The organism is Serratia sp. FGI94, assembly GCF_000330865.1.
GTDB classification, from domain to species: domain Bacteria; phylum Pseudomonadota; class Gammaproteobacteria; order Enterobacterales; family Enterobacteriaceae; genus Serratia_B; species Serratia_B rubidaea.
In genome coordinates, this window is sequence record NC_020064.1 from 2,955,265 (window position 1) to 2,970,048 (window position 14,784).

Sequence of the window (14,784 nt, forward strand, 5' to 3'; positions counted from 1 at the left end):
GCGATGTCTGATTTAACCGCCGCGCGTCTCGGCGACCCGCTGGTGCACAGCTCGCTGCTGGCCGACTTTGTCAGCGGCCTGGTGGAGGGCGCCATCTATGCCGGCATCTACGCCGGCGCCACCGCGCTGATCTCCTCCGGACTCGGCGCACCGGTCGGCATCGCCCTGGTCGCCGGCGCCATGGTTTCCGGCATTCCGGAGAAAATCGGCACCGCCGCCGGCGCGCTGGTGGATACGCTGATCGGCACCGGCCCGCCCGACGCCTTTATCACCAGCGGCTCCGACAACGTCCATATGAAAGGCAAGCCGGCGGCCCGCGCCGCCGGCACCGTCGACCACGATTTTCTCAACAGCCCCGACGTTGGCGCTGAAGAAGGCCCGGATCTTATCGACAGCGCTCTGGCGGTAGCCGGCGGCATCATCTCCAGCGTGATGCATCCCGGCCCGCTGATCGACAAGGTCGCCAGCATCGACGGCGAATCGGTCAAAAACTGGCTCGGCGACGTCTGGGACGATATCACCCAGCCCACCGTTGAGAGCGCCAGCCCGTACGCCACCCCGGCCAGTAAGGACACCGTCGCCTGCACCAAGGGCCATATGGCGGAAAACGTCAACTTCCTGGCCGAAGGTTCGAAGAAGGTGCTGATCAACGGCCACCCCGCCGCGCGCAACGGCGACCGCAGCACCTGTGAAGCCAAGATCGACGTGGCGGACAACCCGCGCGTACGCATCGGCGGCGACGGCATCGTGGTGCGCGATATCCGCAGCGGCAAAAATGCGCTGGCCTACTTTGCCGGTGGCCTGGTCGGGGCTTTGGGCAAGCAGGGCATGAAACTCGGCCAGTCGCTGTTCCGCCGCGTGATGCCCCGCCAGGCGCTGAAGGACGCCGGCTGCGCGCTGGCCGCCGTGGCCGCCGCCGATCTGGCGGGCAACGCCGCCGGTGCCGCCGTGGGCGCAACGCTGGTGGCCGCCACCCAGACCGGCCACCCGGTGCATATTCCCACCGGCGCCAAAATTCTTGCCGGCGAGGAGGAGCTTGACTTCACCCTCCCCGACCGCATCCCGCTCTACTGGCAGCGGCTGTACAACAGCCGCAACCGCGCCGCCGGCATGCTTGGCGTCGGCTGGATGCTGCCGTTTGAAACGCGCCTGCTGCGCACGCTGGACGGCAACGGCCAGCCGCAGTTTATCCTGCGCGACGCCTCCGGCCGCGAGACCGGCCTCGGCAACGTCACCCCCGGCGACGTTATCCGCTTTACCGAAGACGGCTTCACCCTCTACTGCTCGCTGCAGGGCGTGATGCTGCTGCAGACCGCCGAGGGCGAGCACCAGCTGTATGAGCCGGATCCGGCCCGCGTCGGCGAATGGCGCATCGCGCGCATCTACGACCGCCACGAGAACTGCCACCACTACGCCTGGAACAGCGCCGGACAGCTGGTCACCATCTCCAGCGACAACCAGGCGCTGGACGTCGAGCTCAGCTACGACACGCGCCACGGCCGTCTGACCGCGGTGCATCAGCGCCTCGAACAGGAAAAACGCCTGCTGGTGCAGTATGACTACAGCCCGCAGGGGCAGCTAATTGCGGTGCGCGACGCCGACGCCATCGTCACCCGCCGCTACGGCTGGGACGACGCCAGCGGCCTGCTGGCCTGGCACAGCTACGCCACCGATCTGCGCGTCAGCTACCGCTGGCAGCGCGCCGCGGACGGCGACCACTGGCGCGTCAGCGAGTATCAGGTGCTGGACGCGCAGCAGCAGTGTCTGGAGCACTGGCTGCTGGAGGCGGACGAAGCCGCCCGCCGCGCCAGCGTCACCTGCCTGTCCGGCGGCACCACCGAACACCGCTGGGACAGCCTGCTGCGCATTACCGACTATACCGACAGCTACGGCGCCCGCTGGCGCTTCCGCTGGGCCGCGCTGCGGGAGAACCTCAGCGCCGTTATCACCCCGGACGACCAGCGCTGGGAGCTGGGCTATGACGAGCGCGGCAACCTGATCCTGGTGCGCGATCCGCTCGGCAACACCACCCAGACCACCTGGCACCCCGCCTGGGCGCTGCCGTTAAAAGAGGTGCTGCCCGACGGCGCCTGCTGGCAATACCGCTACAACCCGTTCGGCGACGTGGTGACGCTGACCGACCCGCTCGGCAACGACAGCCGCTTTACCTGGAACGACCAGGGCGACCTGCTGACCCGCACCGACGCGCTCGGCAACGTTCAGCGCTTCTGGTGGAACGCCCTCGGCCAGCTGACCCGCGACGAAGACTGCTCCGGCCACCAGAGCCGCCGCGAGTATGACGACGCCGGCCTGCTGCTGCGCACCTGCGACGCCGAAGGCAACACCACCCGCTACCGCTGGAGCGCCGCCGGACGTCTGCAGGCGCTGGTGCGCCCCGACGGCCGGGAAACCCGTTACGACTATGACCCGGCCGGCCTGCCCTGCCGCGAGAACATCGATGCCTTCTCCGAACGCCGCGTCGAACGCAACGTGCGCGGCCAAATCACCTGCGCCGTGTCGACCGGCCGGCATCGAGACCCGTTATCAGTACGACCGCTTCGGCCGCCTCACCGCGCTGGTCAACCCCAACAACGAGCGCTGGCAGTTTGACTACGACGCCGGCCACCGCCTGCTGGCCCAAAGCGATTTCGCCGCCGCGCCGCCGGCAGTACCGCTACAACGTGCAGGGACAGGTCAGCGCCGTCACCGAGTACCCGCTGGCGCAGGACGGCGACGCGGCGCAGCCGCTCCACACCCGCCTGAGCTATGACGCTCTGGGCCGCCTGAGCGCCAAAGAGACCGCCGACAGCCGCACCGAATACCGCTACCAGGCGCGCACGCTGGAAGTACGGCGCGCACCGCTGGCGCTGTGGCAGCAGGCACAGGCGCGCGGCGAACAGCCCGACTGGCCGGAGACCCTGCGCTTTAGCCGCGACGCCGCCGGCAACCTCTGCGCCGAAGAGAACCACAGCGGGCTCTGGCAGCACAGCCACGACCCGCTCGGCAACCTCAGCGCCACCCACATGCCCGACGGCAGCACCCTCTCCCAGCTGCGTTACGGCAGCGGCCACCTGCTGCAGACCGCACTGCTGGCCGCCGGTCAGCGGCACGATATCGCCGGCTGGCAGCGCGACAAGCTGCACCGGGAGGTCGCCTGCACCCTCGGCGCCGTTACCCAGGAGACCCGCTACGACAGCGTCGGACGCATCACCCTGCGCCGCGCCAGCAGCGAGCGCAGCCACCCGCTGGTGTTCGAACGCCGCTACCAGTGGGACCGTCAGGACCTGGTGGTGCAGCAGAGGCTGATTGAGAACGACAACCTCACCGACGGGCCGCAGTTCCAGCAGCGCCGCTTCGGCTATGACGCTCGCGGACAACTGACCCACAGCATTCTGCCGCAGCGCGAGGAGCGTTTTTACTACGACTCCGCCGGCAACCGCAGCGACGGCCCGGCTACCACCGTCTGGCGCAACCTGCTGCAGCGCCTGAACGGCCACCGCTGGGGCTATGACGGCTTCGGCCGCCTCAGCTGGCGCCGCGACGGCAGCACCGGCGTCGAGCAGCGTTTTCAGTACGACGCCGAACACCGCCTGACCGCCGTCACCTTCGACGGCGACAGCCGCCATCAGCGCGCCGAATACCGTTACGATGCGCTGGGACGCCGCACCCGGAAAACCCTTTACCCGCACCATGGCGAGCCGCAAACCACCCTGTTCCACTGGAACGGCCTGCAGATGGTGGGTGAACACAATCCCGACCAGCCGCAGCGCAGCACCCAATATCTCTACCGGGAAGACAGCTACGAGCCGCTGGCCCGCGTCGATCGTCACGGCGACAGCAGCGAGGTGTACTGGTACCACAGCGAGCTCAACGGCCTGCCGGAGCGCATGACCGACGCGCAGGGTAAAGTCGTCTGGCACGGCCGCTTCTCCGCCTGGGGCGCCACCGACGCCGAAAGCGGCACCCTCGCCACACAGCAGAACCTGCGCTATCAGGGCCAGTATCTGGACAGGGAAACCGGGCTTCACTACAATTTGTTCCGCTACTACGATCCGAACTGCGGTAGATTTACCCAGTCAGATCCGATAGGGCTGGCGGGTGGGGTGAATACCTATGCCTATACCCCGGATCCGATTAGCTGGGTGGATCCGTTGGGGTTGAGTTGTAAGCCATATATTCACTTCAACAAAACACATAAAGATTCTTTGCCTAAGCCTAAGGGTTTTGGTCCAAATGGTGGAAGATTACAATCGCATCATGGCCTGCAACAAGAATGGGCCGTAAATAATCTTTCGGAGTATGGTTACAATCCTAAGTTGGCACCAACTATAACGTTAGAAACAGGGAAAGGTTTACCACATACAGGAATTTCCAATGCCCAAAATATTAGACGAGACCTTCGTGTTGCGCAAGGAAATGGAAAATGGTCGTCTTCTTTAAACGATGAGCTGAATAACATACGCAATGATCTTAAAAATGTTGGTTTTGATACAGAGACTATCGACCAAGTTTTAGATCAACAATATCGCATGTTTGATAAATTAGGCATCCCATACAATAGGATATAGCAAATGAATATAGATACATCAAAATTGCATAAGAGCTTCAGTTTAGATGCAACCAATCCTGGGTCCACGGAAATAGAAATAAAAAAAATGAAAGATTTTTTCCACGACATTGTCATTCCAGATGAATACCTTGATTTTACAAGTAAACACTCAGATGCAGAAATATTGGTCCTGGGTGATTCATATATCAGAATATGGGGTGTAAGCGGATGCCTAGAAATGAATGAGTCATACGATTTTCAAAAATACATCCCTCATTCTCTAGCAATTGGTGATGACGAAGGAGGAAAAGCTTTGTTTTACGCAAATGGGAATAACGGATTTGGTCTCTATATTGTTGGCTTTGGTGACTTAGATATTAATGATGCGACTTTTGTATCTGAATCACTATACAAATTATTAATTGATGGTAAAGGTGCAGAAAAACTTATTTAAAAATAAGGTTTGTTAATTTAACACCCCACATAAAAACTTTATCTTGCAACCATCTGCACCATAAATTCCGGCATATTGGAAAAAGGTCCGGCAGATTCTGGTGGTGCAGCAGGCGCTGATTGAGAACGACAACCTCACCGACGGGCCGCAGTTCAGCCAGCACCGCTTCGGCTATGACGCGCGCGGACAGCTGACCCACAGCATTCTGCCGCAGCGCGAGGAGCGTTTTTACTACGACCCCGCCGGCAACCGCAGCGACGGCCCGGCGACCACCGTCTGGCGCAACCTGCTGCAGCGCCTAAACGGCCACCGCTGGGGCTATGACGGCTTCGGCCGCCTCAGCTGGCGTCGCGACGGCAGCACCGGCGTCGAGCAGCGTTTTCAGTACGACGCCGAACACCGCCTGACCGCCGTCACCTTCGACGGCGACAGCCGCCATCAGCGCGCCGAATACCGTTACGATGCGCTGGGACGCCGCACCCGGAAAACCCTCTACCCGCACCACGGCGAGCCGCAGACCACCCTGTTCCACTGGAACGGCCTGCAGATGGTGGGTGAACATGACCCTGACCAGCCGCAGCGCAGCACCCAGTACCTGTACCGCGAGGACAGCTACGAGCCGCTGGCACGCGTCGACCGTCACGGCGACAGCAGCGAGGTGTACTGGTACCACAGCGAGCTCAACGGCCTGCCGGAGCGCATGACCGACGCGCAGGGTAAAGTCGTCTGGCACGGCCGCTTCTCCGCCTGGGGCGCCACCGACGCCGAAAGCGGCACTCTCGCCACACAGCAGAACCTGCGCTATCAGGGCCAGTATCTGGACAGGGACAAATCAGCCTTAGGCTGATTTGAACAGCGCTTCAGCGCTGGCCCCGAAGGGGCGAGCCTCATTTATGAGGCGAGTATTCCGGGCTTCACTACAATCTGTTCCGCTACTACGATCCGAACTGCGGCAGGTTTACCCAGTCAGATCCGATCGGGCTGGCGGGTGGGGTGAATACCTATGCGTATACCCCGGATCCGATTAGCTGGGTGGATCCGTTGGGGTTGATAAAGTGCCACACACCTCCTAAAGGCAGAAAAGTTAATCGAACAATTTACAGATTTGAAGAACCAGACAGAATAAATACTACTTGGACCACACATAAATGGAATATTATGGCTTCTCATAGATATACTGATGAAGGTTTAGGTGGTGTATATGGCGCAAACTCACGTAAAACCGCGTTATCTGAAGTGACTCACTGGAATGTTGACCTATCTCGTAGAATTTTAATAAGTAAAAAAGTTCAATTAAACAATGTGCTAGACTTAACTCGTTCTAACGTAAGAGATAAGTTAGGGGTTTCCTTAGGCGATCTTACTAGTAATGACTATACTATTACACATCAAATTGGTCATTGGGCGAAAACACAAGGTTATGATGGTATACTTGCACCGTCAGCAAGAAATCCTACTGGTTCTAATTTAATATCATTTTTGGGATTTTAGATAATGTCTTCATTAGAGTTTTATTACGCAGGCGATGAAAAGTGGAAAAGGTATGCTGACTTTTACGCCGAAGATTATTTAGACGACAATGCTCGTATGATTGCCAAAAGGTTGAACGGAAACCTTGACCTGGCTGTCGTTATTTATGGTAAAAGAGGAGTAAAAGAATCTCTATGGTGGATCGAACAAAGTGTCCCTGCATTAGAAGGACTAAAACCTATTGATTGCCTTAAAAAACCTGAGCTAATAAAACGTCTTCGCGAATGTGTAATGAGAATGCCATGATTTACCTCTCCCTTATAGAAGAAATCCAACTAGAGCTGGATATTCCCATGAGGGAAATACGAATGGGAATTAGTAACTTCCGCCTTTGTTAAAAGCGAATGTTTTAACATTGAAACATAACCAGTTATTAAATGGAAAGCAAACAATAAAATTGTGACAGTAAAAACCGATTTCTATATGGAACCTATTTTGTTCCCCACGAAAAGTCAGTTTCCTTCCGGTACAACTCAAGAAATAGCTAGTCATGAGGTGATATTTGACGAAGATAAAGCCAAGCCTTTGTTGTTTAGTCAATTCCCACCCACTGAATATATGATTTGGGGTGATTTTTTCCGAAGAAATATCAGAAATCCTATTAAACAAAAAGTATCAAGAATCACAAGAATCTATAAAGAACCACACACCAAAGGCTAAGGAAAGCGAACTAAAGGAACACATTAGAAAAAGAAAGGAATTTCTTTTGAGAAAAAAGGCCGGCTTACCCGTAAATAACAAATACGATGACTTCAAAAAAGAATTTAGCGATGAGGCAATATATATCCTCAATATGATATCAACTCAGAGATACTTATTAGGTGAGAAAAAAGGATCTATTCTTGAATCAATTTTTGATATATTCAAAACTGGATGCTTACCTTGTGGCGTAAAGAAAGAAAAAAAAGAAATAGTAATATTCAACCCCATAAAACTAAAAGATTAAAAATCATTATCTGCCCGCCGCGCCAGCGTCACCTGCCTGTCCGGCGGCACCACCGAACACCGCTGGGACAGCCTGCTGCGCATTACCGACTATACCGACAGCTACGGCGCCCGCTGGCGCTTCCGCTGGGCCGCGCTGCGGGAGAACCTCAGCGCCGTCATCACCCCGGACGACCAGCGCTGGGAGCTGGGCTATGACGAGCGCGGCAACCTGATCCTGGTGCGCGATCCGCTCGGCAACACCACCCAGACCACCTGGCACCCCGCCTGGGCACTGCCGTTAAAAGAGGTGCTGCCCGACGGCGCCTGCTGGCAATACCGCTACAACCCGTTCGGCGACGTGGTGACGCTGACCGACCCGCTCGGCAACGACAGCCGCTTTACCTGGAACGACCAGGGCGACCTGCTGACCCGCACCGACGCGCTCGGCAACGTTCAGCGCTTCTGGTGGAACGCCCTCGGCCAGCTGACCCGCGACGAAGACTGCTCCGGCCACCAGAGCCGCCGCGAGTATGACGACGCCGGCCTGCTGCTGCGCACCTGCGACGCCGAAGGCAACACCACCCGCTACCGCTGGAGCGCCGCCGGACGTCTGCAGGCGCTGGTGCGCCCCGACGGCCGGGAAACCCGTTACGACTATGACCGCGCCGGCCTGCCCTGCCGCGAGAACATCGATGCCTTCTCCGAACGCCGCGTCGAACGCAACGTGCGCGGCCAAATCACCTGCGCCGTCGACCCGGCCGGCATCGAGACCCGTTATCAGTACGACCGCTTCGGCCGCCTCACCGCGCTGGTCAACCCCAACAACGAGCGCTGGCAGTTTGACTACGACGCCGGCCACCGCCTGCTGGCCCAAAGCGATTTCGCCGGCCGCCGCCGGCAGTACCGCTACAACGTGCAGGGACAGGTCAGCGCCGTCACCGAGTACCCGCTGGCGCAGGACGGCGACGCGGCGCAGCCGCTCCACACCCGCCTGAGCTACGACGCTCTGGGCCGCCTGAGCGCCAAAGAGACCGCCGACAGCCGCACCGAATACCGCTACCAGGCGCGCACGCTGGAAGTACGGCGCGCACCGCTGGCGCTGTGGCAGCAGGCACAGGCGCGCGGCGAACAGCCCGACTGGCCGGAGACCCTGCGCTTTAGCCGCGACGCCGCCGGCAACCTCTGCGCCGAAGAGAACCACAGCGGGCTCTGGCAGCACAGCCACGACCCGCTCGGCAACCTCAGCGCCACCCACATGCCCGACGGCAGCACCCTCTCCCAGCTGCGTTACGGCAGCGGCCACCTGCTGCAGACCGCACTGCTGGCCGCCGGCCAGCGGCACGATATCGCCGGTTGGCAGCGCGACAAGCTGCACCGGGAGGTCGCCTGCACCCTCGGCGCCGTTACCCAGGAGACCCGCTACGACAGCGTCGGACGCATCACCCTGCGCCGCGCCAGCAGCGAGCGCAGCCACCCGCTGGTGTTCGAACGCCGCTACCAGTGGGACCGTCAGGACCTGGTGGTGCAGCAGAGGCTGATTGAGAACGACAACCTCACCGACGGGCCGCAGTTCCAGCAGCGCCGCTTCGGCTATGACGCGCGCGGACAACTGACCCACAGCATTCTGCCGCAGCGCGAGGAGCGTTTTTACTACGACTCCGCCGGCAACCGCAGCGACGGCCCGGCTACCACCGTCTGGCGCAACCTGCTGCAGCGCCTGAACGGCCACCGCTGGGGCTATGACGGCTTCGGCCGCCTCAGCTGGCGCCGCGACGGCAGCACCGGGCGTCGAGCAGCGTTTTCAGTACGACGCCGAACACCGCCTGACCGCCGTCACCTTCGACGGCGACAGCCGCCATCAGCGCGCCGAATACCGTTACGATGCGCTGGGACGCCGCACCCGGAAAACCCTTTACCCGCACCATGGCGAGCCGCAAACCACCCTGTTCCACTGGAACGGCCTGCAGATGGTGGGTGAACACAATCCCGACCAGCCGCAGCGCAGCACCCAATATCTCTACCGGGAAGACAGCTACGAGCCGCTGGCCCGCGTCGATCGTCACGGCGACAGCAGCGAGGTGTACTGGTACCACAGCGAGCTCAACGGCCTGCCGGAGCGCATGACCGACGCGCAGGGTAAAGTCGTCTGGCACGGCCGCTTCTCCGCCTGGGGCGCCACCGACGCCGAAAGCGGCACCCTCGCCACACAGCAGAACCTGCGCTATCAGGGCCAGTATCTGGACAGGGAAACCGGGCTTCACTACAATTTGTTCCGCTACTACGATCCGAACTGCGGTAGATTTACCCAGTCAGATCCGATAGGGCTGGCGGGTGGGGTGAATACCTATGCCTATACCCCGGATCCGATTAGCTGGGTGGATCCGTTGGGGTTGAGTTGTAAGCCATATATTCACTTCAACAAAACACATAAAGATTCTTTGCCTAAGCCTAAGGGTTTTGGTCCAAATGGTGGAAGATTACAATCGCATCATGGCCTGCAACAAGAATGGGCCGTAAATAATCTTTCGGAGTATGGTTACAATCCTAAGTTGGCACCAACTATAACGTTAGAAACAGGGAAAGGTTTACCACATACAGGAATTTCCAATGCCCAAAATATTAGACGAGACCTTCGTGTTGCGCAAGGAAATGGAAAATGGTCGTCTTCTTTAAACGATGAGCTGAATAACATACGCAATGATCTTAAAAATGTTGGTTTTGATACAGAGACTATCGACCAAGTTTTAGATCAACAATATCGCATGTTTGATAAATTAGGCATCCCATACAATAGGATATAGCAAATGAATATAGATACATCAAAATTGCATAAGAGCTTCAGTTTAGATGCAACCAATCCTGGGTCCACGGAAATAGAAATAAAAAAAATGAAAGATTTTTTCCACGACATTGTCATTCCAGATGAATACCTTGATTTTACAAGTAAACACTCAGATGCAGAAATATTGGTCCTGGGTGATTCATATATCAGAATATGGGGTGTAAGCGGATGCCTAGAAATGAATGAGTCATACGATTTTCAAAAATACATCCCTCATTCTCTAGCAATTGGTGATGACGAAGGAGGAAAAGCTTTGTTTTACGCAAATGGGAATAACGGATTTGGTCTCTATATTGTTGGCTTTGGTGACTTAGATATTAATGATGCGACTTTTGTATCTGAATCACTATACAAATTATTAATTGATGGTAAAGGTGCAGAAAAACTTATTTAAAAATAAGGTTTGTTAATTTAACACCCCACATAAAAACTTTATCTTGCAACCATCTGCACCATAAATTCCGGCATATTGGAAAAAGGTCCGGCAGATTCTGGTGGTGCAGCAGGCGCTGATTGAGAACGACAACCTCACCGACGGGCCGCAGTTCAGCCAGCACCGCTTCGGCTATGACGCGCGCGGACAGCTGACCCACAGCATTCTGCCGCAGCGCGAGGAGCGTTTTTACTACGACCCCGCCGGCAACCGCAGCGACGGCCCGGCGACCACCGTCTGGCGCAACCTGCTGCAGCGCCTAAACGGCCACCGCTGGGGCTATGACGGCTTCGGCCGCCTCAGCTGGCGTCGCGACGGCAGCACCGGCGTCGAGCAGCGTTTTCAGTACGACGCCGAACACCGCCTGACCGCCGTCACCTTCGACGGCGACAGCCGCCATCAGCGCGCCGAATACCGTTACGATGCGCTGGGACGCCGCACCCGGAAAACCCTCTACCCGCACCACGGCGAGCCGCAGACCACCCTGTTCCACTGGAACGGCCTGCAGATGGTGGGTGAACATGACCCTGACCAGCCGCAGCGCAGCACCCAGTACCTGTACCGCGAGGACAGCTACGAGCCGCTGGCACGCGTCGACCGTCACGGCGACAGCAGCGAGGTGTACTGGTACCACAGCGAGCTCAACGGCCTGCCGGAGCGCATGACCGACGCGCAGGGTAAAGTCGTCTGGCACGGCCGCTTCTCCGCCTGGGGCGCCACCGACGCCGAAAGCGGCACCCTCGCCACACAGCAGAACCTGCGCTATCAGGGCCAGTATCTGGACAGGGACAAATCAGCCTTAGGCTGATTTGAACAGCGCTTCAGCGCTGGCCCCGAAGGGGCGAGCCTCATTTATGAGGCGAGTATTCCGGGCTTCACTACAATCTGTTCCGCTACTACGATCCGAACTGCGGCAGGTTTACCCAGTCAGATCCGATTGGGCTGGCAGGCGGGGTGAATACCTATGCGTATACCCCGGATCCGATTAGCTGGGTGGATCCGTTGGGGTTGGTAAAGTGCTCTCCTTCAGGCAAGTACCAAGCTGAAAATGTTTTAGGGAGAACCGTCTATAAAAATACTGTTGATATTAACCCAGGGGCACCTAGCTCAGTTCATCGAAGTGTACACAAATCAATCCGCAAAAAAGTTGAAGATGGTTGGACCAACCTAGATCTAATGAGTAATGGTTATGCTCCGATCGGTCCCGACGGTAAGCAAATGAATCTCCATCATATATTAGGTCAAGAGCCTGGCCCCATGGCTGAGATAGTCTCATCAACACATAAAAAATACCATAAGCAACTACATGGATTGATTGAGAACGGCGGCAGCTTCAGACACAATGGTAGGCTTGCTTACCAATATGATACTTTCAGGGCAGAATACTGGAAACTTCGAGCGTTAGACTTCATGTGAGGTGATTTATATGAAAGAAATCGATAACTTAATAAATAAACTATCGTCAACAAAAAAGCATGAGGTGATGTGGCTTGGTGCTGCAGATAAAGAGCAAATATCTAGGCTAGAACACTACTTATCCCTAAAATTACCTGAGGATTTTAAATATTTCTTAGAAAAAACAGGGGGGGGGGGAGTTATAGAACAAGAGATATCTGGCATTGAAGATAATGATGCATTGGCGGATTTCGGAGGGACAGTATATTATGATACTATATATTGCCGGAGTGAATATCAACTGCCTTCGGACTTAGCTGTAATCTACTTCAAAGATGATGAAATTTGCTGGTGCATTGACACATCCCTAAATAGCTTTGGTGAAATAGTTAGCTACGATTTGTTTTCAATGAATAAAAATAAAAAATTGCATAGCTCATTCAAATCCTTCCTACAAGAATATGTAAACTTACGATGTTAGTAAAACATAATTACGCAAAAATTATATAATACAACTTCATAAAATAAAACCAGAATATATCATTACCATTCTGGTCTTTATAATCCCCACCCCAAAATATAATTCAATCCCCTATAGGTTCAACGCCGTGACCGCGTCCCCATAGATGTATTTAACCCTCCCCCCTGAATCTTGGAATCGACAAAAGTCACCAACAAAAAATTAAAGGCACACATAATAATGCAACTAGCAATGATGGTGAATGGGAGGAAATATCACCAAGCGGTGTAAAAATTGGCGGTTATTTAGGCCGCATTGGAAATATAAACACAGCATTTCCAGTTCTCTAACGAGTGAAGATGAAAATGAAATATTTTATTGATGAACGTGGTCATTGCCGCGTTAAAACAGAAAAAGAACACCACCTCATATATTCATTTTTAGAAGAAGATATTCAAAGTAGTTTATATGGTGTCAGCGAATATATTTCAGCATGTGGAACCGTCAACAATGGTCATATTCCTGAGTGGGAAGGAACAGGCAATAGTCATACTATTACCATCAGACAGGATGGCGTCGAAATTTTTAACGAGTACACAGAAGAGAGCTTAACGATTCCCACAATAGAAAAGTTCAAAAGCTATCTTGAAAACTGGAAAGAATTAATCCTGAGTAAAGAGTGATCTTTACATAAAGGAAAACGGCAGCCCCCTCTCCCTGTTGTCCAGCGGCACGCTATCGCCGGCTGGCAGCGCGACAAGCTGCACCGGGAGGTCGCCTGCACCCTCGGCGCCGTTACCCAGGAGACCCGCTACGACAGCGTCGGACGCATCACCCTGCGCCGCGCCAGCAGCGAGCGCAGCCACCCGCTGGTGTTCGAACGCCGCTACCAGTGGGACCGTCAGGACCTGGTGGTGCAGCAGAGGCTGATTGAGAACGACAACCTCACCGACGGGCCGCAGTTCCAGCAGCGCCGCTTCGGCTATGACGCTCGCGGACAGCTGACCCACAGCATTCTGCCGCAGCGCGAGGAGCGTTTTTACTACGACTCCGCCGGCAACCGCAGCGACGGCCCGGCTACCACCGTCTGGCGCAACCTGCTGCAGCGCCTGAACGGCCACCGCTGGGGCTATGACGGCTTCGGCCGCCTCAGCTGGCGCCGCGACGGCAGCACCGGGCGTCGAGCAGCGTTTTCAGTACGACGCCGAACACCGCCTGACCGCCGTCACCTTCGACGGCGACAGCCGCCATCAGCGCGCCGAATACCGTTACGATGCGCTGGGACGCCGCACCCGGAAAACCCTTTACCCGCACCATGGCGAGCCGCAAACCACCCTGTTCCACTGGAACGGCCTGCAGATGGTGGGTGAACACAATCCCGACCAGCCGCAGCGCAGCACCCAATATCTCTACCGGGAAGACAGCTACGAGCCGCTGGCCCGCGTCGATCGTCACGGCGACAGCAGCGAGGTGTACTGGTACCACAGCGAGCTCAACGGCCTGCCGGAGCGCATGACCGACGCGCAGGGTAAAGTCGTCTGGCACGGCCGCTTCTCCGCCTGGGGCGCCACCGACGCCGAAAGCGGCACCCTCGCCACACAGCAGAACCTGCGCTATCAGGGCCAGTATCTGGACAGGGAAACCGGGCTTCACTACAATTTGTTCCGCTACTACGATCCGAACTGCGGTAGATTTACCCAGTCAGATCCGATAGGGCTGGCGGGTGGGGTGAATACCTATGCCTATACCCCGGATCCGATTAGCTGGGTGGATCCGTTGGGGTTGAGTTGTAAGCCATATATTCACTTCAACAAAACACATAAAGATTCTTTGCCTAAGCCTAAGGGTTTTGGTCCAAATGGTGGAAGATTACAATCGCATCATGGCCTGCAACAAGAATGGGCCGTAAATAATCTTTCGGAGTATGGTTACAATCCTAAGTTGGCACCAACTATAACGTTAGAAACAGGGAAAGGTTTACCACATACAGGAATTTCCAATGCCCAAAATATTAGACGAGACCTTCGTGTTGCGCAAGGAAATGGAAAATGGTCGTCTTCTTTAAACGATGAGCTGAATAACATACGCAATGATCTTAAAAATGTTGGTTTTGATACAGAGACTATCGACCAAGTTTTAGATCAACAATATCGCATGTTTGATAAATTAGGCATCCCATACAATAGGATATAGC

General features: G+C 56.2%; 18 protein-coding genes and 1 pseudogene. 18 read left to right on the forward strand and 1 reads right to left on the reverse strand.

What is annotated here, in order from left to right:
- Positions 1 to 3 precede the first annotated feature (3 nt).
- The 16 genes and pseudogenes from D781_RS24150 (at position 4) to D781_RS22875 (ending at position 13,273) form a co-directional block, all read left to right on the forward strand.
- The gene (locus D781_RS24150; protein ID WP_051032589.1) at positions 4 to 2,610 is read left to right on the forward strand and encodes a DUF6531 domain-containing protein; all 2,607 of its coding nucleotides are present in this window, start codon (positions 4 to 6) and stop codon (positions 2,608 to 2,610) included.
- Positions 2,531 to 2,770 (forward strand): RHS repeat domain-containing protein, encoded by a 240-nt coding sequence (locus tag D781_RS24155; RefSeq protein ID WP_233494139.1) that lies wholly within the window; start codon positions 2,531 to 2,533, stop codon positions 2,768 to 2,770. The genes D781_RS24150 and D781_RS24155 overlap by 80 nt, the downstream gene beginning before the upstream one ends.
- Positions 2,771 to 3,023: 253 nt before the next feature.
- A complete protein-coding gene (locus tag D781_RS24160; protein WP_233494140.1) occupies positions 3,024 to 4,568 on the forward strand; it encodes an RHS repeat-associated core domain-containing protein in 1,545 nt (514 codons plus the stop codon).
- A 3-nt stretch (positions 4,569 to 4,571) separates the two neighbouring features.
- On the forward strand, positions 4,572 to 5,003 hold the full coding sequence (locus tag D781_RS13445) for a hypothetical protein (protein WP_015672891.1): 432 nt from the start codon (positions 4,572 to 4,574) through the stop codon (positions 5,001 to 5,003).
- A gap of 100 nt (positions 5,004 to 5,103) precedes the next feature.
- The gene (locus tag D781_RS13450; RefSeq protein WP_051032591.1) at positions 5,104 to 5,850 is read left to right on the forward strand and encodes an RHS domain-containing protein; all 747 of its coding nucleotides are present in this window, start codon (positions 5,104 to 5,106) and stop codon (positions 5,848 to 5,850) included.
- A gap of 77 nt (positions 5,851 to 5,927) precedes the next feature.
- On the forward strand, positions 5,928 to 6,494 hold the full coding sequence (locus D781_RS24285) for an RHS repeat-associated core domain-containing protein (protein ID WP_080062355.1): 567 nt from the start codon (positions 5,928 to 5,930) through the stop codon (positions 6,492 to 6,494).
- A gap of 3 nt (positions 6,495 to 6,497) precedes the next feature.
- Entirely contained in the window at positions 6,498 to 6,779 is a 282-nt protein-coding gene (locus tag D781_RS22855; protein ID WP_071823838.1) for a hypothetical protein, read from the forward strand.
- A gap of 322 nt (positions 6,780 to 7,101) precedes the next feature.
- Positions 7,102 to 7,479, forward strand: coding sequence for a hypothetical protein (locus D781_RS13455; RefSeq protein WP_041411816.1), 378 nt, complete (start codon positions 7,102 to 7,104; stop codon positions 7,477 to 7,479).
- A gap of 219 nt (positions 7,480 to 7,698) precedes the next feature.
- Positions 7,699 to 9,438 carry an RHS repeat protein gene (locus D781_RS23685; protein WP_051032593.1) on the forward strand — a complete coding sequence of 580 codons (1,740 nt, stop codon included), beginning with the start codon at positions 7,699 to 7,701 and terminating at the stop codon, positions 9,436 to 9,438.
- Positions 9,428 to 10,261 carry an RHS repeat-associated core domain-containing protein gene (locus tag D781_RS24175; RefSeq protein ID WP_071823839.1) on the forward strand — a complete coding sequence of 278 codons (834 nt, stop codon included), beginning with the start codon at positions 9,428 to 9,430 and terminating at the stop codon, positions 10,259 to 10,261. Before D781_RS23685 ends, D781_RS24175 begins: the two co-directional genes overlap by 11 nt.
- A gap of 3 nt (positions 10,262 to 10,264) precedes the next feature.
- Positions 10,265 to 10,696 carry a hypothetical protein gene (locus D781_RS13465; protein WP_015672891.1) on the forward strand — a complete coding sequence of 144 codons (432 nt, stop codon included), beginning with the start codon at positions 10,265 to 10,267 and terminating at the stop codon, positions 10,694 to 10,696.
- A gap of 100 nt (positions 10,697 to 10,796) precedes the next feature.
- Positions 10,797 to 11,543, forward strand: a complete 747-nt coding sequence (locus tag D781_RS13470) for an RHS domain-containing protein (RefSeq protein ID WP_051032591.1) — start codon at positions 10,797 to 10,799, stop codon at positions 11,541 to 11,543.
- 77 nt (positions 11,544 to 11,620) lie between these two features.
- Positions 11,621 to 11,686 (forward strand): annotated as a pseudogene (locus tag D781_RS24180) (hypothetical protein); the annotation flags it as partial.
- 3 nt (positions 11,687 to 11,689) lie between these two features.
- Positions 11,690 to 12,151: an HNH/ENDO VII family nuclease gene (locus tag D781_RS24185; protein WP_071823840.1), complete on the forward strand. Its 462-nt coding sequence runs from the start codon at positions 11,690 to 11,692 to the stop codon at positions 12,149 to 12,151.
- A gap of 10 nt (positions 12,152 to 12,161) precedes the next feature.
- The gene (locus D781_RS22870) at positions 12,162 to 12,611 is read left to right on the forward strand and encodes an SMI1/KNR4 family protein (protein ID WP_071823891.1); all 450 of its coding nucleotides are present in this window, start codon (positions 12,162 to 12,164) and stop codon (positions 12,609 to 12,611) included.
- A 338-nt stretch (positions 12,612 to 12,949) separates the two neighbouring features.
- Positions 12,950 to 13,273 carry a YacL family protein gene (locus D781_RS22875; protein ID WP_015672892.1) on the forward strand — a complete coding sequence of 108 codons (324 nt, stop codon included), beginning with the start codon at positions 12,950 to 12,952 and terminating at the stop codon, positions 13,271 to 13,273.
- Positions 13,274 to 13,276: 3 nt separating this feature from the next.
- Here the strand turns inward: D781_RS22875 and D781_RS24190 are convergent, their stop codons facing one another.
- Positions 13,277 to 13,600 carry a hypothetical protein gene (locus D781_RS24190; RefSeq protein ID WP_233494150.1) on the reverse strand — a complete coding sequence of 108 codons (324 nt, stop codon included), beginning with the start codon at positions 13,598 to 13,600 and terminating at the stop codon, positions 13,277 to 13,279.
- Between D781_RS24190 and D781_RS24195 the strand changes: the two genes are divergently transcribed.
- Together D781_RS24195 and D781_RS24200 are read left to right on the forward strand one after the other, a co-directional pair.
- Entirely contained in the window at positions 13,505 to 13,960 is a 456-nt protein-coding gene (locus D781_RS24195; RefSeq protein ID WP_233494091.1) for a hypothetical protein, read from the forward strand. The genes D781_RS24190 and D781_RS24195 overlap by 96 nt on opposite strands.
- Positions 13,950 to 14,783, forward strand: a complete 834-nt coding sequence (locus D781_RS24200; protein WP_071823839.1) for an RHS repeat-associated core domain-containing protein — start codon at positions 13,950 to 13,952, stop codon at positions 14,781 to 14,783. The genes D781_RS24195 and D781_RS24200 overlap by 11 nt, the downstream gene beginning before the upstream one ends.
- The last annotated feature ends 1 nt before the right edge of the window (position 14,784 follow it).